The sequence below is a fragment of the Ornithinibacillus liuyingii genome, from assembly GCF_055550225.1.
In genome coordinates this window covers 1-18,530 of record NZ_JBPWOS010000002.1, presented here as the reverse complement: position 1 = coordinate 18,530, position 18,530 = coordinate 1, and the positions used below count along the sequence as shown (strand labels likewise).

Below are 18,530 nucleotides of genomic sequence, written 5' to 3'. Positions count from 1 at the left end.
ATCAATTGACTACTATCCATTTGTTAATCAATTGTAAAATTTCTGTTAATTATTAGTCAATAAGGAGATGCTTTACTAAAGTTGAAATTCTGTAGTAATGGACACTTTTAATAGCTTTTCTAAATGCTTCTTCTGTTTTTCTACATGATATTCTTCCGGTCGATAGTATCCGTTACAACTAATTTGCAACAGCCATTTACCAGATTGTTCCTGGATGATTTCTACATCCTCTACTGTATTGTTATTGGATATATTTAAACATTGGGCTACTTTCAATATAGCGCCGAGAATACTTAGCTTTGTTTGTTCTTCCTTAGTGAACCAAGCTTTAAAAGGTTGGATATACTTTTGAAAAGTACCTTTGCTTTTAAAGGATGCTACTAATGCTAGTTTAATACGGTCCCGATGAGACAGTCCGAGTAGCGTTCGATGCACTAATAAGTTAAACGTATTACTACTCGTTTCCAACGTTGTTCGATTTCCTAGGTTATAGATGCGTCCACCTAGTGTAAGTAAATGATAATCCTCTTCTGAGAAATGAAGGTCCAATCCTCCTAAGTTCTTTACTGCTTCATAGAAACGGGTGGCTAAAGTAATTAATTGCCGTTCATCCTGTGACCCGATATAAAAATGTTTACGAAACTTCTCTATGCTGGCATCTAACAATGGCAAGTTATGATGGTCATGATCAAGCCACCTTTCATACAGAATTCCATCTCGAAGTCCACGACGGCTTACGATAAATTTCGTAGCGTTAGAAAGATGACAAATCGTATCAAACACTTCAAAGGCTGGTAAAATGGTGTCTGCCCTGTCCTTGGATAATCCATCGGTCTTTTGCAACTCCATATAGGTCAATGGTAGTAATCTTTCTTTCGTCGTTATCAAGTCTTCTATTTCCATCTCATATTGATGCATTTCTTCTAACGGATAATCTGTAAACCGTTGATGAATCTGGCCCGCATTTCTAGCACTTCCTCCTATCGCGATGACTGGAACATTTTTATTCGCAATCCAAGAGAATGCTTGAAATTGTTCCTTAACATATTGTCTTATTGCTTCTATTTCCTGTTCTGTCGGGATATCACCCTGAACAAATTGTAGCTTTAAGGACAATGCCCCAAAAGGAAAACTATGGAAATGGATCAGTTTCTGGTTTTCAAAATAGGTCACCTCTGTACTACCACCGCCAATATCAATGGTAATTCCATTCTGTGTGGGGATAGAATGAATTACTGCTTTATATCCGTAGAAAGCTTCTTCATATTCACTTAATAGCTTGATTGCTATGTGTGTCTTCTTCTCTACAATATCTAGTATTTCATTCTTATTTACTGCTTGCCTAATCGATGCCGTTGCTACACAAGTAAACTCGTTCACCTCATAATGTGCTAATAGCTGATTAAAATCCTCTAACGTAGCGATCAATAGTGCAATTCCATCTCTATTTAAGGAATGATTCTCATCAAAATAATAACGTAGACGAGCTGTAACCTTTATATTTTCTATCTCATCAAAATACTGCCATGAATTTAATCGTTCATAAATGACCAGTCTAATCGTATTTGATCCTATATCAATAATCCCAACACGTTCTGCCAATTTAATTGCTCCCTTCTGTCTGTGGGATAGTTCATCACACACTATATTACCACTTTATTTTATCATTAGTATAATTTCGAAGATTCACTATCCATTCTTACGTTATGATGCTAGAAAAAAGGACCTATCATATCACTTAGATACAACAAGTCCATAGTAAATACTAAATCTCAATTAGAATGGGAACTATCATTGGCTCCTTCTTCGTCCGTTCTTTAATATACTGTGAGATGAGGCGCTTAACCTGTTTCTTTTTCACATTCCAAGAGTATCGGTCTGCTGCATGTAATTCATCTACTGTCTCTTGAATGATACGGATCATTCGTTTTCTTAGTTCGGAGAAATTATTATCGACAAAGCCTCGCGAGATAATTTCAGGCTCGGCAAGCATTTTAGCATTCTCCCTACTCATCGGAAGAATAATCATCAACATCCCGTCCTCTGCTATTTGCTTCCGATCACGTAGGACAAACTCCATATTCCCTACATCAATTCCATCTACATACGTGCTACCAACTGGGACGGTTCGTGTACTACGAGCTACCGAATTCTGGATATCCACAACATCTCCATTTTTTAAAATAAATGTATTTCCCGGCTCAACCCCTACTGACTCGGCTAGAAGCTGATGGTGATAAAGCATCCGATACTCCCCATGAATCGGGACAAAATACTTCGGCTTCATTAGCGTAATCATGAGCTTAATATCCTCCTGATACCCATGACCTGACACATGCATCCCAGAACTACTTCCAGACCCGTAAATGACATGTGCCCCTAGCTTATATAGGTTATCCACAATCGTAGAGACATTCTTTTCATTACCAGGGATAGGTCCTGCAGCCAGAATAACCGTATCCTCCGGGTAAATATCGACACCACGAAAATTCCCTGTAGATAGTCGGCTAAGGGCTGCCATTGCTTCCCCCTGGCTTCCGGTACATAGAATTGTCACCATCTCTGGTGGTAAATCATGAATATCACGAGCATCGATTAGCATACCTTTTGGAACATCTAAATAACCTCGCTCCATTGCTACACCGACAACATTAACCATAGACCTACCGAGAAGCGCAAGTTTACGCCTTGTTTTCTTTGAAGCATGGATAACCTGTTGAATTCTACTAACATTCGACGCAAAAGTAGATACAATTACCTTTTGCTTACATTTCATAAAAATACTCTCTAAATTATCTCCAACCATTTGCTCAGAAGGGGTAAACCCTTTGCGCTCTGCATTGGTGCTTTCCGATAATAGTAATAGGACCCCTCTGTTGCCGATTTCAGCCATTCGGTGAAGATCCGAACGCTCATTATTGGCAGGAGTCAAATCAAACTTAAAGTCACCAGTATGTACAATATTTCCTTCTGGTGTACTAAATACAATACCAAGGCAATCTGGGATACTATGATTTACTTTAAAAAAGCTAATACTCATGTCGCCAATTTGTATTTCGGATTCAGAATGGATTTCATGTAATTCACTCTCACGAAGAAAGCGATGTTCTTTTAATTTAATCTCAATAAGACCAAGGGTAAAGCGAGTTGCATATACAGGAACATTTATTTTCTTTAAAAAGTAAGGAATACCACCAATATGATCTTCATGACCGTGTGTAACAATTAATGCACGTACTCTATCTTTATTTTCTATAAGATAGAAAATATCTGGGATAATTAAATCGATACCGAGTAAGCTTTCATCTGGAAATTTATTTCCGCAATCGATAACAACAATATCCTCGCCACATTCTATCGCGTACATATTTTTCCCCACTTCATGCAAGCCGCCAAGGGCAAAGACCGATACGATACCATTTCTATTCATTTATTACCCTCCTGCTATTCAATATGATTTAGTATGCCCGAATGATTGTTTTTTATAGAAAAGCTGCAATCCTTTTATTTTCTCTCTCTATCTACTGTGGTATAATAGTTACCCTAGATAACCGTTATCCATGATAACTATTTTCAAGGAGCGATTACGATTAAAACTTCACAAAAATTTTTTCACCAGCTCATTATGTTATACCGACCGTTTGAAAATCGATTAAATACAGAGCTTAACAAACACCAGCTTCACCGTGCACAGTGGACGATTTTATACTATTTATTTCATCATGGCTCTGCAACGAATGTCGAGATTTCCCAATATCAAGGTGTGGAAAAGCCAACGGTAACAAGGACGATGACCAGCTTAGAAAATTTGGGGTATGTTGAGCATCAGCCAAGCAAAGATAAGCGAGAAAAGCGCATGCAGCTTACTAAGCTGGGCCAAAAGGTATATCAAGAAGTCCGTGTTACGATTGATCAATATGAAGAGGAAGTTTTGACCGGTATATCAGAAGAGGAACAACTAGAAACCATTCGTATTTTACAAGAAATACGTCAAAACATCATGAAGTAAGGGGATTTATTTTGAATCATATAAAAGCAAAATTATGGACCAAAGATTTTATCATTATTTCATTAGCTAACTTTTTTCTGTACTTAGTATTTTATTTACTATTAGTAACGATGGCTGTGTATGTAGTCGAACAGTTCCATGCTTCGGAAAGTCAGGCTGGACTTGCTACAGGTATTTTTATCATTGGAACCTTAATAGGAAGACTATTCATCGGTCGCTTAATTACGACTATTGGGAATAAGCGGATGCTATTTATTGGCTTGCTAGCGTTCATCCTAACTTCCTGTCTATATTTCATCCATTTCGAAATTACTTTTTTAATGATTACGCGATTATTACATGGAATTGCCCTCGGAATGGCAAGTACTGCTACAGGTACTATTGTAGCTGAGATTATACCGAAAGAACGAAAAGGGGAAGGAATTGGTTACTATAGCTTAAGTATTACACTAGCTACAGCTATCGGTCCTTTCATCGGCATATTTATGAGTCAACATGTTAGCTTTCAACTTATATTTAGCTTTTGTTTCGTATTAGGTATTATTAGCATGGCCATCGCTTTCTTCATCCATATACCAGAAGTAAAAGCTTCTCCAACTAAATCTAATTCTAATGGATTAAAGCTTTCTAGCTTTATAGAACCGAAGGCCGTCCCTATCGCGCTTATAATACTTGTCACTTCGTTCTGTTATGCTAGCGTGTTGTCATTCATTAATTTTTACGCAATTGAAATTGATTTAGTGGAAGTCGCTAGTATTTTCTTTGTCGTATACGGAGCAAGTATATTGTCATCACGTCCCTTCACAGGACGACTAATGGATACAAAAGGGGCAAATGCGGTAATGTATCCGACATTTCTTCTTTTTGGCGGAGGATTACTACTATTAAGTGTAACGAATGGAAGTGTAACTTTATTACTTGCGAGTATTCTGATGGGGTTAGGATTTGGGAATATGCAATCCATCACCCAGGCCATTGCTGTAAAAGTCGTTCCATCTAATCGGGTAGCACTAGCAACGTCAACCTACTACATCTTTCTCGATGCTGGTCTTGGATTTGGACCATATATCATCGGATTCATCATTCCATTAACAGGATACCGGCATCTCTATGTCATGATGGGAGTAATTGTTTTAATCACAACGATTCTCTATTATTTCATGCATGGAAAAAAAGAACGCATCAACCGGGAAATAGCTTCTATGACGTAGGAACAACTGTCCTAGTAAGAACATAATCAAGGAGCTCGTACAGAATAAAAGCTCCTTGATTTTTTTAATAAAACAATCTTACTACTTAGATGCTATCTCTTTACCTAATTAACAAGTTATTTCGCATTCTTATCTGGTTGATGAATCCCGAATGTGTTTCCTTCTGTATCTATATAATAACCTTGCCAAGCCATTCCAGGTAGGGCATGCTTTGGCAATGCTACTTTTCCACCATGCTGTACTATTTTTTCTTCTGTCTGGTCGTAATCCTCTACCCCTATTGTACAAGCATAGCCATTCATTGCTTGACCGGGTTCTGGAGATGGACCATTTCGTTTAATTAAGGCACCATTAATCCCCAGCTCGTTATCATCCCCCGTAACAGCCCCGAAATAAGGCATGCCAGCATAATCCGACCAATCCTCAAACTTCCAGCCAAACACCTCACCATAAAAACGCTTAGCACGCTCCATTTCATCGACATGAATTTCAAAATGAATTAATCTCCCCATCTTATCCCTCCTATTTTTTTGAAAATTATTTCTACTTCTAACTATTCTTCTTCTCTACCTCTTTCTCCTCCAAAAACGGAATAAAAGTAATGTAAAATAAAAAAGATACCAGCTTCCTCAGGCTAGTATCTTTAAAACGTATATTCTTCACTCAGGTAACATCACTTTACTAAATTCCTCAATAAATTTATCATAATGCAGATGTATCGCAATTTTAGTCTTTCCTGTTTGACTTGTTGGACGAATATCAATATAGGACATCCCTTTAGCTTCCACGTCTTCAATAACTTTCGCATCATAGTATATATAGTCCACTATATCTGGGGTCTTAATGAGCATGACCGTTAATAGATCATGTATTGGCGCACCTGGGATACCAGGATATTGTTCTTTATAAAATTCATAATAGTATTCAAAAACTGGTGTTAGCATGAACGCATAAATATTCTTCTTGTTATGCGAAATAGCATCCACTAAATCAGGAGTAAGAATGGCATATTGCGTGACATTTAATGGTGTAATGGTTAGATTGTGGGCGTATTTCAGAATAAAATTAGATGAGGTCGGGTCACCAAAAAAGTTCGCCTCCGCTAGGGCAGTCACATTTCCTGGAAAAAAGAATGCTCCACCCATTATGTAATAAGCATTAACCATTCTCATATGGTCAGGATACAAAATAAACGCAGTCGCTAGTGTTGTGGAACGACCCGTATCAACAATAATTAGTTCATTTCCATATTGTTCAATAATTAATCGGATAGTATCAAATGGGTAAATCTGATATTGCATATTCGTTGGAGGACGGATTGGACCAATTCCTTCCCCGTGGATTTCAGGGTAAAACATCACCTCATCCTGCTGAACTGGTTGAGCAGCACCAGGAATTACAGGCACATTGGTTTTTCCAGCCAATTGTAGCAGATAAGCAGCGTTCGCAGTTGCTTGATCTTTCGTCACATTCCCATAGCTTGTTACCACCCCTACAATTTCAAAGGTAGGATCAATAAGGCTATACATCAATGCTAATGAATCATCAATACCAGGATCTCCAAAGAATAATATTTTTTTAGCTATAGCAATCCCCTCCTTAACACGATATATATTCCATCATCCTAACTATCATGTCTGGAGGGGCTCAATTCGTTTCTCCAATTCATTACTTTCTCGTTTGCATTTCTTTTAATTGTTGAAATAGCTTCTCCACCGTACCAACACCTACACGGTCATATTTTGCCAATATCAGCAATTCCATTGGTATCTGGCCGACCTTCTCTATCTGGTCCTCGTGCATTTGTCTTAATAGATTCGGTATACTGGTGAAATATTCGTCTGTCAAAGGGATAGCCGATAGCTCTTCTGTGACAACAATGTAATCTGTTTTGAAAAAGAAGAATAACTCTCCAGGTCTATCTAAGACTATCTTTCTCCGTATCCTTTCTTCCTCAATAAACAGTTTTAACTCCTCGAAAAATTGTTCCTCATTTTTTTCAGAAAATCGCTTCACATGTCTTGCAAGCCCTTCTATATTATTAGGTAATTCACTCATGATTCTTCCATGCTGCTCAGCACCTAACCTAATTAAAAAGGTCTCTGACTTTGGAAAACGCTGAGGAAGGAGAAATGCATCACGAAGAAAATACGGTATATCTAGATATTGACCTTTATAAGATATCGTACGAATGGTAGTATCTCCTGGTAATTCTTCCGTCATTTCTTTTTCCAACGTAGCAACAACCTCTACTTCTTCTTGTGGGTTTGTAATCGCTGCTGCCAGTTTCTCCTCTAATGCATCAAGCTTAAACACCAATTCTTGTATATCGAAGGTTTGCTGCTTTCGTGGAGACGGGTCATGATACTCTGGAACCTCGATATCATAAGAACCATATACTTCAACAAACCATTTCACTATTGTATAAATAGCCTCCCAACATAGAAGTGCCTCCGAATAACGGAACTTCCTCGGATCGTGTGCAGCCTGATTCCCCTGCATCCTTACATAATGAAGTGCATCACGGATTTCATCTGTAAGATAGCCATTCTCATCCAGTAGATTAACTTGCTCCATAAGCATTCCCTTGCGAATTTGGGAAAGATTCTCGATTTCGATTACCTTTTGTAGGATATGTTCAATAAATATTCTAGAGTGTGTCAAAACCACACGCGGACTAGTAAAGATACTATTTTCTAATTGTTTAGCAATATGTGCTAAGTCCTTCGAAACTGGTTCTAAAAATCGATAGAAGTATAATTCCTGTTGCATTTGTGTTTCCTCCAAAAAAAAATCTATCTTTCTATCCTACCATTTTTAGTGGCGTTAGCGTACTAATCTTGAACTAGAAAAATATTACTAGTATAAATACTTTTTAATAAAATAGATTAGAAAAATCAGAATCCTATGCTAGAATATAATCAGAATATAGTATCTAAGAGACTCTATGCTTTAAAATTAGGTAGACATTAGTAGGAGGGGTTACATTGTCAGATGGAAAGATATTAAAGATATGCGAAAAAGGTCATAAGTATTATAAGAGTAGCGACTGCCGAAGCTGCCCTACTTGTGATAAAGAAAATAAACCCAAAAGCGGCTTCCTCTCCAAACTCAGTTCACCCGCAAGAAACGCGTTAATTCACGAAGGCATTCAGACTTTGGAGGAACTATCCAGCTACACGGAAAAAGAAATACTAAAATTCCACGGAATCGGTCCAGCATCCATACCTGTATTGAAGGCTTCATTGGAAGAAGAAGGGTTATCGTTTAAAGATTAAGTAAAATATGTAACTCCTAGTTAAAGGAGATAATATGGTGGAATATGTAATTAGGAAAATAAATAATCTACTTACTATAGAGTGTAAGGATTTATGGCTACAGAGTAGAAATGAAGGCTTCCACTTTTTCGAGCGGTTAATACATGAGTATAAAAGTGGAACAAATACATTTCATAAACGAGGCGAGGCTTTATATGGTGTTTTCGATCAAGATAATACACTTATTGCTATTGGTGGCGTGAATATCGACCCTTTCTCTTCTACACCTACTATCGGTAGATTAAGAAGGTTTTACGTCAAGAAGACACATAGAAGATTAGGTCTAGGCAGTCTTTTAGTGAAAAGAATAATACTCGAGGCTACAGACCATTTTAATGTATTGATACTATTTACAGACACCGAGCGAGCAGATAGATTTTATACAAGTCTTGGATTTTTAAAAAGTAATCGCTATCCTCATTCCACTCATTATATGGATTTGTAATTTCTCTTATTTAAAAAACATATAGGTTTTATCGTTTGCTATCTTCACTTTGTCTATAAATTAAGCACGAACAATCCCATCAAGTACAGGCGATGTTGCTTATGATTTATCATCAGGACGACTAGTGGATTATATATTTTTTTACCTCACAAAAGGAAGGTGTAAAAATTGAAGAAAAAGAAGAAGTGGCCTGCCATTTCCGTGATCGCTCTGTTAGGAGCTGGACTGGTATTCTATTTACTTACATTTTTACTTTATGAGCCATCAGAGGATTTTTATGAATTTCCTGTTCCTAAAATTGCAACACTCCTTCATAAAGATGAACTAACTGAACGATATGAGTGGGTTCATGCATCTGAAGAAAATGGAATACCTTCTATATATAAATGGGTTTTATCAAAAAATGGCTGGAAAGAAGAAATCAGTGAAGGAGCCTCTACTTTGTATACCAACGGTTCACATACCATTGATTTGATTTCAACTACGAATATGTTAGAGGTTATTAAAGTGGAATAATAAAAACTTTATCTAGAGGAGATAACAAGAATCTCCGGTAATTAAGAGTTTAAGAAGGAGTACTTATGCTACATTCTAATAGATTAGCTCCAGAAAAAGTTGCGAAGAATTTTATTAATAATCACTTTCCTCATTGTGATGGTGCACTACTAGCAGGGAGTGTTGTTCGTGGTGAAGCAACAGAAACTTCTGATCTGGATATTGTTATATTCGATAATGCAACGCGCTCCTCTTACAGGGAATCACGAATTGTAAGTGAGTGGCCAATAGAGCTATTCGTACATAATCTCCATTCCTATCGCGATTATTTTGAGAGTGATTTCAAACGTGCTAGACCTTCCTTACCTCGAATGGTATCAGAGGGAATAATTCTGAAGGATACAGGCGTAATAGATGCAATTAAAAGTGAAGCAAAAGAATTATTGGCTAAAGGTCCTGAAGTATGGTCAACTGAAACGATAACTACAAAACGATATTTTATAACGGATACCCTTGAGGATTTTATAGGTTGCAACAATCGATTAGAAGGTATTTTTATTGCGAATACACTTGCTGAACTTGTGAGTGAATTTGTATTAAGAACGAATCGTAAATGGATTGGTGCTTCTAAATGGATGGTCCGTTCCTTAAAAGAATACGATATTCAATTTACAGAACAATTCATTAAGGCGTTCGATAATTATTACAGAAACGATTCCAAAAGGGATATTATTAGACTAGTAGATACTATTTTAAAGCCATATGGGGGACGATTATTCGTTGGCTTTTCTATCGGAAAAAAATGATTTTCAACGAAAGAAACACCTGACATTATTGCATGAATAGCAATGATGTCAGGTGCTTTTGTTATCTAAACAAATCTAAAAATAACTCCCAAAATCCTTTTTTCTCTTCCACAGGCTCATTATTTTCTTCTGGTTCTTCCTGTTGAATACTTTCTGTTTTAAATACAAACTGTACAGAATTTACTTTTTCATTCTTGCTAGACACAAATGATACAGGTTCAAAATCAGACTTATCATAGTCAGACATCATCTCATCGATTTCTTCCGTCATTTGTTCTGGTAGATTACTTGTAGAATCGCTTAGCTCATTTGTGCCATCATGAAGTTCCCCAACGCCATTTTCTAGCTCAATAGTACCTTCAGAAAGCTTTACCATTCCACTGTGTACTTCATTATAGGCACTAGCGATCTGACTAACTCCACCAGTATATTCTACTAAGCCTGAATGGAATGCTTTATAGTTGGCTGACAGCATTGCAATCCCTTCCTGTAATTCGCTGAAACCATCCATTCCATCTTCCTCTAGGAAGGTCGAAAGCTCATTGGCCATTTTATCTACTTGATTAGCCATTTCACTTAGCGATTTATTCACACCTGTTAACGTTTCACCAACTGCATCAAATCCCGGTTTCACTGCGGAATATGTCCCTTTTACCTTCTGTGCCGCTTCATATGTTGCTAATAAACGATTGATTACTTCTTGATCAGCTCCACTTTCTCTCAAGGCACTTATTTCTGCATTGGTAATTTGATATGCCGGGATTTCATTTATCGCCTTATCCAGTGCATCATAAGCATCACGATAATTCGTTTTTAGTTCATTTAAACCGTTCCCTATTTCTCCAAGACCATCGGATAATTGGTATAGTCCACCTATTAACCCCTCCAATCCAGACATATCCATCTCTTCTGTACTACTAAGAGAACTATTCAATGTTGTCAATGCTTCTTCTAATTCTTTCGAACCACTTACTAGATCTGTAGAGGAATTTGCAAGCTCCTTAACACCATCTTGATATTGTTTCGATCCATCTACTAGCTGTGAAGTACCAGCATTCAGTTCGGAAACTCCATTATGCAACTCTCTAACACCATCATTTATTGCCTCAATAGCGTCCGATAACGACTGAATATCCCCTGTCATGCCATCAACATCTATTCCATCAATGGACATCGAAGAAGGATTTCCAGTAAAGCTGATACCATCTATTTCAAAGTCTACGACATCCGCTTCAACCTCTAATTCCGCTTCATTTTCAGGCATTACGGTAAATGTCACTTGCTTATCCTTACCAGCATTTGCAATCATACCGTCATCTGCTTTAATGTTAGTAAATATTTCCGTATTAAGTGGAACAGAGATTTGTAACAAATAATTCTCCATAAATACTGGATTCACAGACTCATTGATAGCTGTCTCAATCCGAATTGTTACATGGCCATCTTCTCCAGCCAAGTCTTCTGGAGAAATCTCCTTCCCGTCTAAGAAATAGGATATTGTAATATCCCAAGGTAGGGCTGCATCATTGATATTCCCTTGATAATAAAATTTCCCTTCAGAAGCAGAAAAAGTCACTGCATCTCCTTGCTTGTTTAACTCCTGTATATCTGATAAGTTTCTCAAGCTCGTATACGTACCGTAATCGGTAATCATTCCTGCTTTTGCTATATCCAATGTGTTAACAACATAGATTTCATTACTTTTACCAGCTGTATCTAAAGTCGCGTAAATTACTTCATCTTTAGCAGTAATTTCTCCTTTTTCTTGTGCAGTACTTTCCTGTTTATTGCTGTCATTCGTTGCATTGGCAGTTACAAGAAATGACGGCAATAGAAGGATAACAGTAGCAAAGACTAGTAGTATCTTTTTCAATCTCCTCATCATCATTTCTCCTTATAATAGTTTGCTTTCCAGGTAGTTTTATCTATTACTCTATCAAACACTAAAAGACAAGCAGGTAGGAAGAATACTACCATGATAAAGGCTAATAATGCTCCACGTCCAAGTAACAACCCTATGGATGCGACGATTGGATTTGAAGAGGTAATCCATAGAATAAAGCCAACACTAGATAATATCGATGCAGAAATTGCAATAGAGAATATTTTTTCATCTAATGTTTTCTTAATCGCCTTCATTGCCGACATTTCTTTTCGATTTTCTTTATATGCCTCCGTTAGCAAAATCGCATAATCGACTGTTGCTGCTAGCTGTACCGTACTGACAATCAAATACCCAACAAATACTAAAGAGGAATTCGTAAAGTATGGAATCGATAAGTTAATCCAAACTGCTGATTGAATCGTAAGCAAGAGTACGATTGGGAAGGTAATTGATTTAAAGGTAATCAAAAGTACGAAAGCAATCGTTACAACCGTCAGGACGTTAACGACGGTGTTATCCTTCTGTACTACATTTTTCATATCATACAAGGTTACAGCTTCCCCTAAAGAGTATGCTTCATCTCCATAATAACCTTTTGTCATTTCCTGTACTTCTTCTATAAAATTAAATGCCTGATCTCCCTCTGCTTCCGTATTCGTCTGGAGGATTATTCGGCTATAATGCTCTGAATAAAACTGCTCCGTCACAGATTGATCCAAGTACTCGGCTGGTATTGCGGAACCGACCGTATTTACATAGGCAAGAACACTTTTCACAGGATTCATATCCTCTAATTCTCTTACCAATGCTTCTTCCTTCGCAATGTCACCTTTTGGCACAAGTAATACCATTTGTGTGCTTTTGCCAAAGACTTCTTCAATCTTAGCAATATCACTACCAGCACGAGTAGATTCTGGTTGGTCTCCAATCCCATAAATAAAATTAGTTTGACCTTGTGCTAAAAACGCTGGCACGAGCAAGATAAATACAATGAGTAGACTTGGCACTTTTACTTTAACAACTCGCTTACCAATGTTTTTGAATGCTGGAAGTAATGGCTTATGCTGTGTCTTATCAATCCATTTGTAAAACAATAATGTCAATGCCGGTAAGAAGACCATGACACTGATAAAACTTAGAACGATTCCCTTTACTAGGTTTAACCCTAGATCAGAGCCGATTTCAAATTGCATAAATGTAAGCGCGATAAATCCAAAGAAGGTAGTAGATGCACTAGCGATAATCGCAGGGAACGACCGCTTCATTGCTAGTCTCATAGCTTCTGTTGGATCGGATACTTTCTGGCGATAATCCGAGAAACTATGCAAAAGGAATATCGCATAATCTAGTGAAACTGCGAGCTGTAAGATTGGTGCAACAGATTGTGTAACAAAGGAAACTTCGCCGATAAAGATATTAGTTCCTAAGTTGATTAAGACGGATACCCCAATAGCTGTTAAAAAGAACACAGGCTCAATCCACGAGTTCGTTGATATGACTAGAATAAGAATGATAATCGGTACTAGTAGGGCTGCTGCATACATCGTTTCCGAAACTGCCATCTTCTGTTGAGTAGCTGTATTTAGTGCCTCACCTGAGACAGCTCCATCGTCACCCACTAATTCATAAATAGCATCGGTTGCTTCCACCTCTTTTCCGGAAGCAACACTAAAGGTGAATAATGCATTATCATCTTTATAATAGGTTTCAACCGTTTCCTTATCCGCCATTTCGATGGGGGTCTTTATATCAATCGCATCATCCAACCAAGTAACATCGGACACCCCATCAATCGATGCGAGCTCTTCTTTCATGATAAGGGCTTCCTGAATGGAAACATCATTCACCATGACACGTGTATTCGGAACTGCTCCATCAAATTCTTGTTCCATTAATTCCAGCGCCTTTGTTGACTGGGCATCCTCTGGCAAGTAGTCTATCATATTGTAGTTGACGGAAACCGCAAACTGAGCGACTACACTAATAATGGTAAAGAGAATAAAAGCAATCACAATTGGCTTTTTATTTTTTATAATTCTTGCTGCAATATCGATTATTGTTCACCCTTCCTTGCCTAAACAAAAAATCCACTATAATATTATAAAAGACACTATGTTGGTTTAACAACAAACAGTTTTGTAAAATTCGTACATTTCGCAACAGATTTTCCATTTATGTTGGATAACGTGAACGTGGAGGAGAATTATATGACTTCTGAAAAATTGGATAGAAGAAAAAAGTACACTCGAATGGTATTAAAGGATAGTTTGATGCAGTTATTAAAGGAAAAGCCGCTCTCTTCCATCACCATAAAAGAAATATGTGAGATGGCTGATATCAATCGGTCTACCTTTTACGCACATTATCCAGACCAATATGCCCTCCTGACACAAATTGAGGATGAACTAATCGAAGACCTAAAGCACTATTTAAATACTGCTAATCTTCACGAGGAAGATGAAGCAATCGATATGACGGTTAGCCTATTGGATTACTTTTCCTCCAAGCATGAAGAATGTTTAACACTGCTAAATGAAGGCGCTGATTCGACTTTCCAACAAAAAGTTACCAACGTTGCAGAGAGTTTCATGATAAAGAACTGGATGGATATATATGACTTTGATCAGGATACATCCAAATATATTAGCACATTTATCATCAGCGGCGGTATCCAAGTTATTAAAATGTGGATGGCAAAGGGGATGGTTCAATCTCCAAAGGAAATGGCAAGGTTGATTAATGATCTGATCAATAAAGGGGTTGAAGGTGTTAGATGAGAAGACCCGAAACAAAAGAGACAAAGCACCTCAATTAAGTGCTTTGTCTAGAAAATACATAGTTAGGTTTTAGTATTCCTTCACACGACTATGACCATTTGCTTTGCTAAAAAACTGCTAAATACCGTTTATAATCATTTGACAGCATTCAAAGCACTTACCATATAGGTAAAAACTTACTCTTGCTCGTCATTTGCCTTGTTAAATAATGCTTCTGGAATCATTTCAAATCCTTCGATTAACGGATTCTCTTCAAGTTCAATCATCATGTATAGTTTCCCATCAAACTTAACCTGTTTAACATGTCTTAGTTCGGGTGGACTAACGGCTATATCTGCTACCTTTGTTTTTATTTTAATGGATTTAGAAGTAAATTTCGGTACAATATTCGTCGCCTTAAACTCATATTTTTCATCATCAATAACCGTTTTAAATGCCGTTTCTACTTTTTCCGTATCGACATCTTGTACACCACTGCTTCTTAATACTTTCTCCACATCTTTATAATCTAAACGAGGCACTTCTTCCTCTTCATTTTCTTCAACTACACGATGGATTTCATCATATACATTGGAAAGGGTTGATGTACTGATTTGATCACCAGTTACTTTCTTTACGATTTCTTCAAATACTACTTTATCATCGGCAGCAGTCATGATCTCTTCCGCATTCAGCACTTCTTCAATGAAGTGGTAGTCTAATTCAAACTTCTTCCCTGCTGCATATAAAATGTGATTAACATCTGCAGCATTCTCGGTAAAACAAGGGAAAAGAAATCCAGATAGTGGCGCCTTCAAATTAATAATCGGGTCTACTACAATATTGTATTTAAATTCCTTTTCGACATAGTCAAACAGTAATTCTTTTTTAGGGTCTAGCGTTCTGTTCATACTACAAAGAATGAACGGATTGGCATAAACCGTATCACGGTCACTTTCCTCCGATTCGGTACTCTTCTTCATCGGTTTCATATATTCACCACGGATAAAGGTTATCACAATATCCATCTCGTATTGCTTATCATGAAGCATCTTCTCCACGAGTCGAAGCATTTGGTTCTTCCATTCTTCAGTCTCATTCGCAAGTAACCCTTGATGTAAAATTAGCTGACTACTATCTTCCACATCACGCAGAAACTTCAATTCAAATAATTTCTCATCCATTTGACCAGAGAGTACTTTCTTAAAGTTATCCATAAATAATTCTTTTTGTTCTTCTTCTAATAAATCAAAAGGGAAGCTTTGATGATGGTAAATTTCGCTCGATTCTTTCATAATGTATACATAGTAAATATCATGTATTTTTAATAAATCATTGTTAACTTTAAATTGTTTACGAATATTTGCGATGTCTTTTTTGTTCAAGTTTTTACACTCCTAAGTTGTTTGTTAGCATGACTTTATGGTTAAGTTCTTTCATTTTATCATATTCCTAGAAACCTAGCTTGACGGAAAACATATAAATAAATAGCCTACTTTTTATTACAAAAAAAACATTATTAAATCACAGAATGTCCCAAGTGGATACAGGTCACTTGGGACATTAATAAATGTTAAACTTAATCTAATTGGGAATTAAAAATTATAATTCATACAATTAGAGAAACCTAATCAAACTTGCCGGCGATAGTAAAAATAATACATACTCAAAGGCCACCATAAAACGGCAAATATAGGATAAACCGCCCAAACTTCACTCGGTGAGAAAAAAACATTTACACTGATAAAAAATAAGCTAATGAATAATGCAGCATGGATGGATAAGGAAAAGTATGATTTTCTCTTAGCATGGTATAGTGAAATTGGCCACCATAGAATCGCAAAGGCTGGGAAAATAGCCCATGGATAGCCTGGTGCTAAATAGAAATTTAAACTAATGTAATATAGAATCCATACTGCACTCATCGTAATTGCCACAGACATGTTTTTAATACGTTTTTCCAAGATCATAAGAATAGGCCAAAACACAATAGGTGCCACAGCATATAGAACCCACGGATAATCTGGCGTTTGGATGATATTTTCGATGACTAAATATACAAAAATCACGAAACTTCCGACCAGTGAAAACAACATGTGCTTTTTTTCGATAATAGAGTAAATTCCAAATGGTATTAACAACAGTAGAAGAGCGGGATAAATAAACCAAGGATATTGAGCCCCCGTTATAAGATTTACTACGATTAAAAAAATGATCGTTAGTACACTTCCAGCGCTAACAAAACGCCATTCATATTTTTTCATCTTATTCCCCCCTTTTTACTTTTAACCATCGGTAATACATTGATAATGGCCACCATAGAATCGCAAATGTTGGATATACAAACCAAATAACTTGGGGGGAATAATAAAAGTTAATAAATACAAATAGTCCGATAAGCAACAGGCTTGCCCAAATAGAGTATTCTAAATTTAATTTCCTATTTTTTAAGCTATTTACTGACTTGTTAGGCTCAGCTACATCAGAAACTCCCAGCTCTTCTTTTAAGTCTTCGATATCACCAAACTCAACAATTGCCTTATTAATGGCATCTTCTTCCTCTTTTCCTTGTTGCATTAAATCCCAGACTTTCTCTTCAAGGTTCTGGAGTACTTCTTGCATGACGACTTCTTTATCCTTACTTTCGGGAACTTCCTTAAATAAATCATTCACATGCTGAGTTAACTTTTTCAATTTAATCCCTCCATAAATATATCAATAATTGCCTTCGTTTCTTGCCATTCATTCACCGTTTCTTTTAAAAAAGCTTTTCCAAGAGTGGTGATTCGGTAATATTTCCTTTTACCACCCTTTGATTCACTACCATAATAGGATTCAATTAATTCCTTTTTCTCCAATCGTTGAAATACAGCGTATAAGGTTGCTTCTTTTATCTGAAATCGCTCATCTGTGCGTTGACTAATCTCCTTTGATATTTCATAGCCATAGCGATCCTTTTCCATAATTAACCGCAAAATAATGGAATCCAGATGTCCGCGAATAATATCACTTCTAATCAAACTGACACTCCTTCCTCTATATATTACTTTGTCACATAGAGTTCTATCTGATAGAGTAATTTAATACAGAGTACTCTATCTGTCAAAGTAATTTTAAATTTGTTTCATATTAATTCTGTAGGAATAAATTTACTAATCCACATTCAGCAAATAAAAAAGGTTATTATTTTGCTAACTACATAAGAAATACCGAATGGAATAGAACTTCGACTTCTATTTCATCCGGTTTTTTACTTATCGAAAATACTTTTAACTTTTCCTATTACTGGCATTAGATTTACCTTTCGGCCTTTTTTGTTCACCCTATGGCATTATCATTTCATTTTTCTTAGGAGCTTCTGAATTTTTTTACCATTATTATATCCTACGTTGAACGATGGAAAACTGACCAACCCTTTATTTTTATATCAGTAAATAGGGTAAACAGAAATATATGTTGTCTATCACAAGGTTGGACTTAGTAATTAATTAAACAAAAATGCCTAGGATGGTGGCAACCCCTTAAAGTTAGAGTTTATATTATGCAGCTGATTGACTGGATTGAGTTCGGTATTCTACCGGACTCAGTCCAGTCAATTTTTCTTTT

The 18,530-nt window shown here is 36.7% G+C and carries 18 protein-coding genes; 7 read left to right on the top strand and 11 right to left on the bottom strand.

Going from position 1 to position 18,530, the window contains the following annotated elements:
• Positions 1–75: 75 nt before the first annotated feature.
• Together ACSKT4_RS02965 and ACSKT4_RS02960 are read right to left on the bottom strand one after the other, a co-directional pair.
• Positions 76–1,602, bottom strand: a complete 1,527-nt coding sequence (locus ACSKT4_RS02965) for a Ppx/GppA family phosphatase (protein ID WP_186870782.1) — start codon at positions 1,600–1,602, stop codon at positions 76–78.
• A 163-nt stretch (positions 1,603–1,765) separates the two neighbouring features.
• Positions 1,766–3,430, bottom strand: a complete 1,665-nt coding sequence (locus ACSKT4_RS02960) for a ribonuclease J (RefSeq protein WP_465822782.1) — start codon at positions 3,428–3,430, stop codon at positions 1,766–1,768.
• Between the two features lie 195 nt (positions 3,431–3,625).
• On the opposite strand from ACSKT4_RS02960, the gene ACSKT4_RS02955 reads away from it, so the two are divergent.
• The gene (locus ACSKT4_RS02955) at positions 3,626–4,009 is read left to right on the top strand and encodes a MarR family winged helix-turn-helix transcriptional regulator (RefSeq protein ID WP_211741955.1); all 384 of its coding nucleotides are present in this window, start codon (positions 3,626–3,628) and stop codon (positions 4,007–4,009) included.
• Positions 4,010–4,020: 11 nt separating this feature from the next.
• On the top strand, positions 4,021–5,220 hold the full coding sequence (locus ACSKT4_RS02950; protein WP_186870779.1) for an MFS transporter: 1,200 nt from the start codon (positions 4,021–4,023) through the stop codon (positions 5,218–5,220).
• 116 nt (positions 5,221–5,336) lie between these two features.
• Here the strand turns inward: ACSKT4_RS02950 and ACSKT4_RS02945 are convergent, their stop codons facing one another.
• From ACSKT4_RS02945 to ACSKT4_RS02935, 3 genes are all read right to left on the bottom strand, one after another.
• Positions 5,337–5,732: a VOC family protein gene (locus ACSKT4_RS02945; RefSeq protein ID WP_186870778.1), complete on the bottom strand. Its 396-nt coding sequence runs from the start codon at positions 5,730–5,732 to the stop codon at positions 5,337–5,339.
• Between the two features lie 147 nt (positions 5,733–5,879).
• Positions 5,880–6,812: a nucleoside hydrolase gene (locus ACSKT4_RS02940; RefSeq protein ID WP_186870870.1), complete on the bottom strand. Its 933-nt coding sequence runs from the start codon at positions 6,810–6,812 to the stop codon at positions 5,880–5,882.
• Positions 6,813–6,888: 76 nt separating this feature from the next.
• Entirely contained in the window at positions 6,889–7,992 is a 1,104-nt protein-coding gene (locus tag ACSKT4_RS02935) for a DUF4145 domain-containing protein (RefSeq protein ID WP_186870777.1), read from the bottom strand.
• 215 nt (positions 7,993–8,207) lie between these two features.
• Between ACSKT4_RS02935 and ACSKT4_RS02930 the strand changes: the two genes are divergently transcribed.
• The 4 genes from ACSKT4_RS02930 (at position 8,208) to ACSKT4_RS02915 (ending at position 10,283) form a co-directional block, all read left to right on the top strand.
• Positions 8,208–8,498, top strand: a complete 291-nt coding sequence (locus ACSKT4_RS02930; protein ID WP_186870776.1) for an RNA polymerase alpha subunit C-terminal domain-containing protein — start codon at positions 8,208–8,210, stop codon at positions 8,496–8,498.
• Positions 8,499–8,532: 34 nt separating this feature from the next.
• The gene (locus ACSKT4_RS02925; RefSeq protein WP_186870775.1) at positions 8,533–8,982 is read left to right on the top strand and encodes a GNAT family N-acetyltransferase; all 450 of its coding nucleotides are present in this window, start codon (positions 8,533–8,535) and stop codon (positions 8,980–8,982) included.
• 168 nt (positions 8,983–9,150) lie between these two features.
• Positions 9,151–9,498 (top strand): hypothetical protein, encoded by a 348-nt coding sequence (locus tag ACSKT4_RS02920; RefSeq protein ID WP_186870774.1) that lies wholly within the window; start codon positions 9,151–9,153, stop codon positions 9,496–9,498.
• 65 nt (positions 9,499–9,563) lie between these two features.
• The gene (locus ACSKT4_RS02915; RefSeq protein WP_186870773.1) at positions 9,564–10,283 is read left to right on the top strand and encodes a nucleotidyltransferase domain-containing protein; all 720 of its coding nucleotides are present in this window, start codon (positions 9,564–9,566) and stop codon (positions 10,281–10,283) included.
• Between the two features lie 61 nt (positions 10,284–10,344).
• Here ACSKT4_RS02915 and ACSKT4_RS02910 read toward each other — a convergent pair whose 3' ends face one another.
• Both ACSKT4_RS02910 and ACSKT4_RS02905 read right to left on the bottom strand, forming a co-directional pair.
• Positions 10,345–12,165, bottom strand: coding sequence for a YhgE/Pip domain-containing protein (locus ACSKT4_RS02910; RefSeq protein ID WP_366481256.1), 1,821 nt, complete (start codon positions 12,163–12,165; stop codon positions 10,345–10,347).
• Between the two features lie 2 nt (positions 12,166–12,167).
• Positions 12,168–14,111, bottom strand: a complete 1,944-nt coding sequence (locus tag ACSKT4_RS02905; RefSeq protein ID WP_222619073.1) for an efflux RND transporter permease subunit — start codon at positions 14,109–14,111, stop codon at positions 12,168–12,170.
• Between the two features lie 264 nt (positions 14,112–14,375).
• Here ACSKT4_RS02905 and ACSKT4_RS02900 point away from each other — a divergent pair, with 264 nt between their 5' ends.
• Positions 14,376–14,945, top strand: coding sequence for a TetR/AcrR family transcriptional regulator (locus tag ACSKT4_RS02900; protein WP_186870771.1), 570 nt, complete (start codon positions 14,376–14,378; stop codon positions 14,943–14,945).
• Positions 14,946–15,121: 176 nt separating this feature from the next.
• Here the strand turns inward: ACSKT4_RS02900 and ACSKT4_RS02895 are convergent, their stop codons facing one another.
• The 4 genes from ACSKT4_RS02895 to ACSKT4_RS02880 all read right to left on the bottom strand — a co-directional run bounded on the left by ACSKT4_RS02895 (position 15,122) and on the right by ACSKT4_RS02880 (position 17,944).
• Entirely contained in the window at positions 15,122–16,309 is a 1,188-nt protein-coding gene (locus ACSKT4_RS02895) for a DUF4317 domain-containing protein (RefSeq protein WP_186870770.1), read from the bottom strand.
• Positions 16,310–16,555: 246 nt separating this feature from the next.
• Complete coding sequence (locus tag ACSKT4_RS02890; RefSeq protein ID WP_186870769.1) at positions 16,556–17,188, bottom strand: hypothetical protein; 633 nt, start codon at positions 17,186–17,188, stop codon at positions 16,556–16,558.
• Between the two features lies 1 nt (position 17,189).
• Positions 17,190–17,618, bottom strand: a complete 429-nt coding sequence (locus tag ACSKT4_RS02885; RefSeq protein WP_186870768.1) for a permease prefix domain 1-containing protein — start codon at positions 17,616–17,618, stop codon at positions 17,190–17,192.
• On the bottom strand, positions 17,615–17,944 hold the full coding sequence (locus tag ACSKT4_RS02880) for a PadR family transcriptional regulator (protein ID WP_186870767.1): 330 nt from the start codon (positions 17,942–17,944) through the stop codon (positions 17,615–17,617). Before ACSKT4_RS02880 ends, ACSKT4_RS02885 begins: the two co-directional genes overlap by 4 nt.
• Positions 17,945–18,530 lie beyond the last annotated feature (586 nt).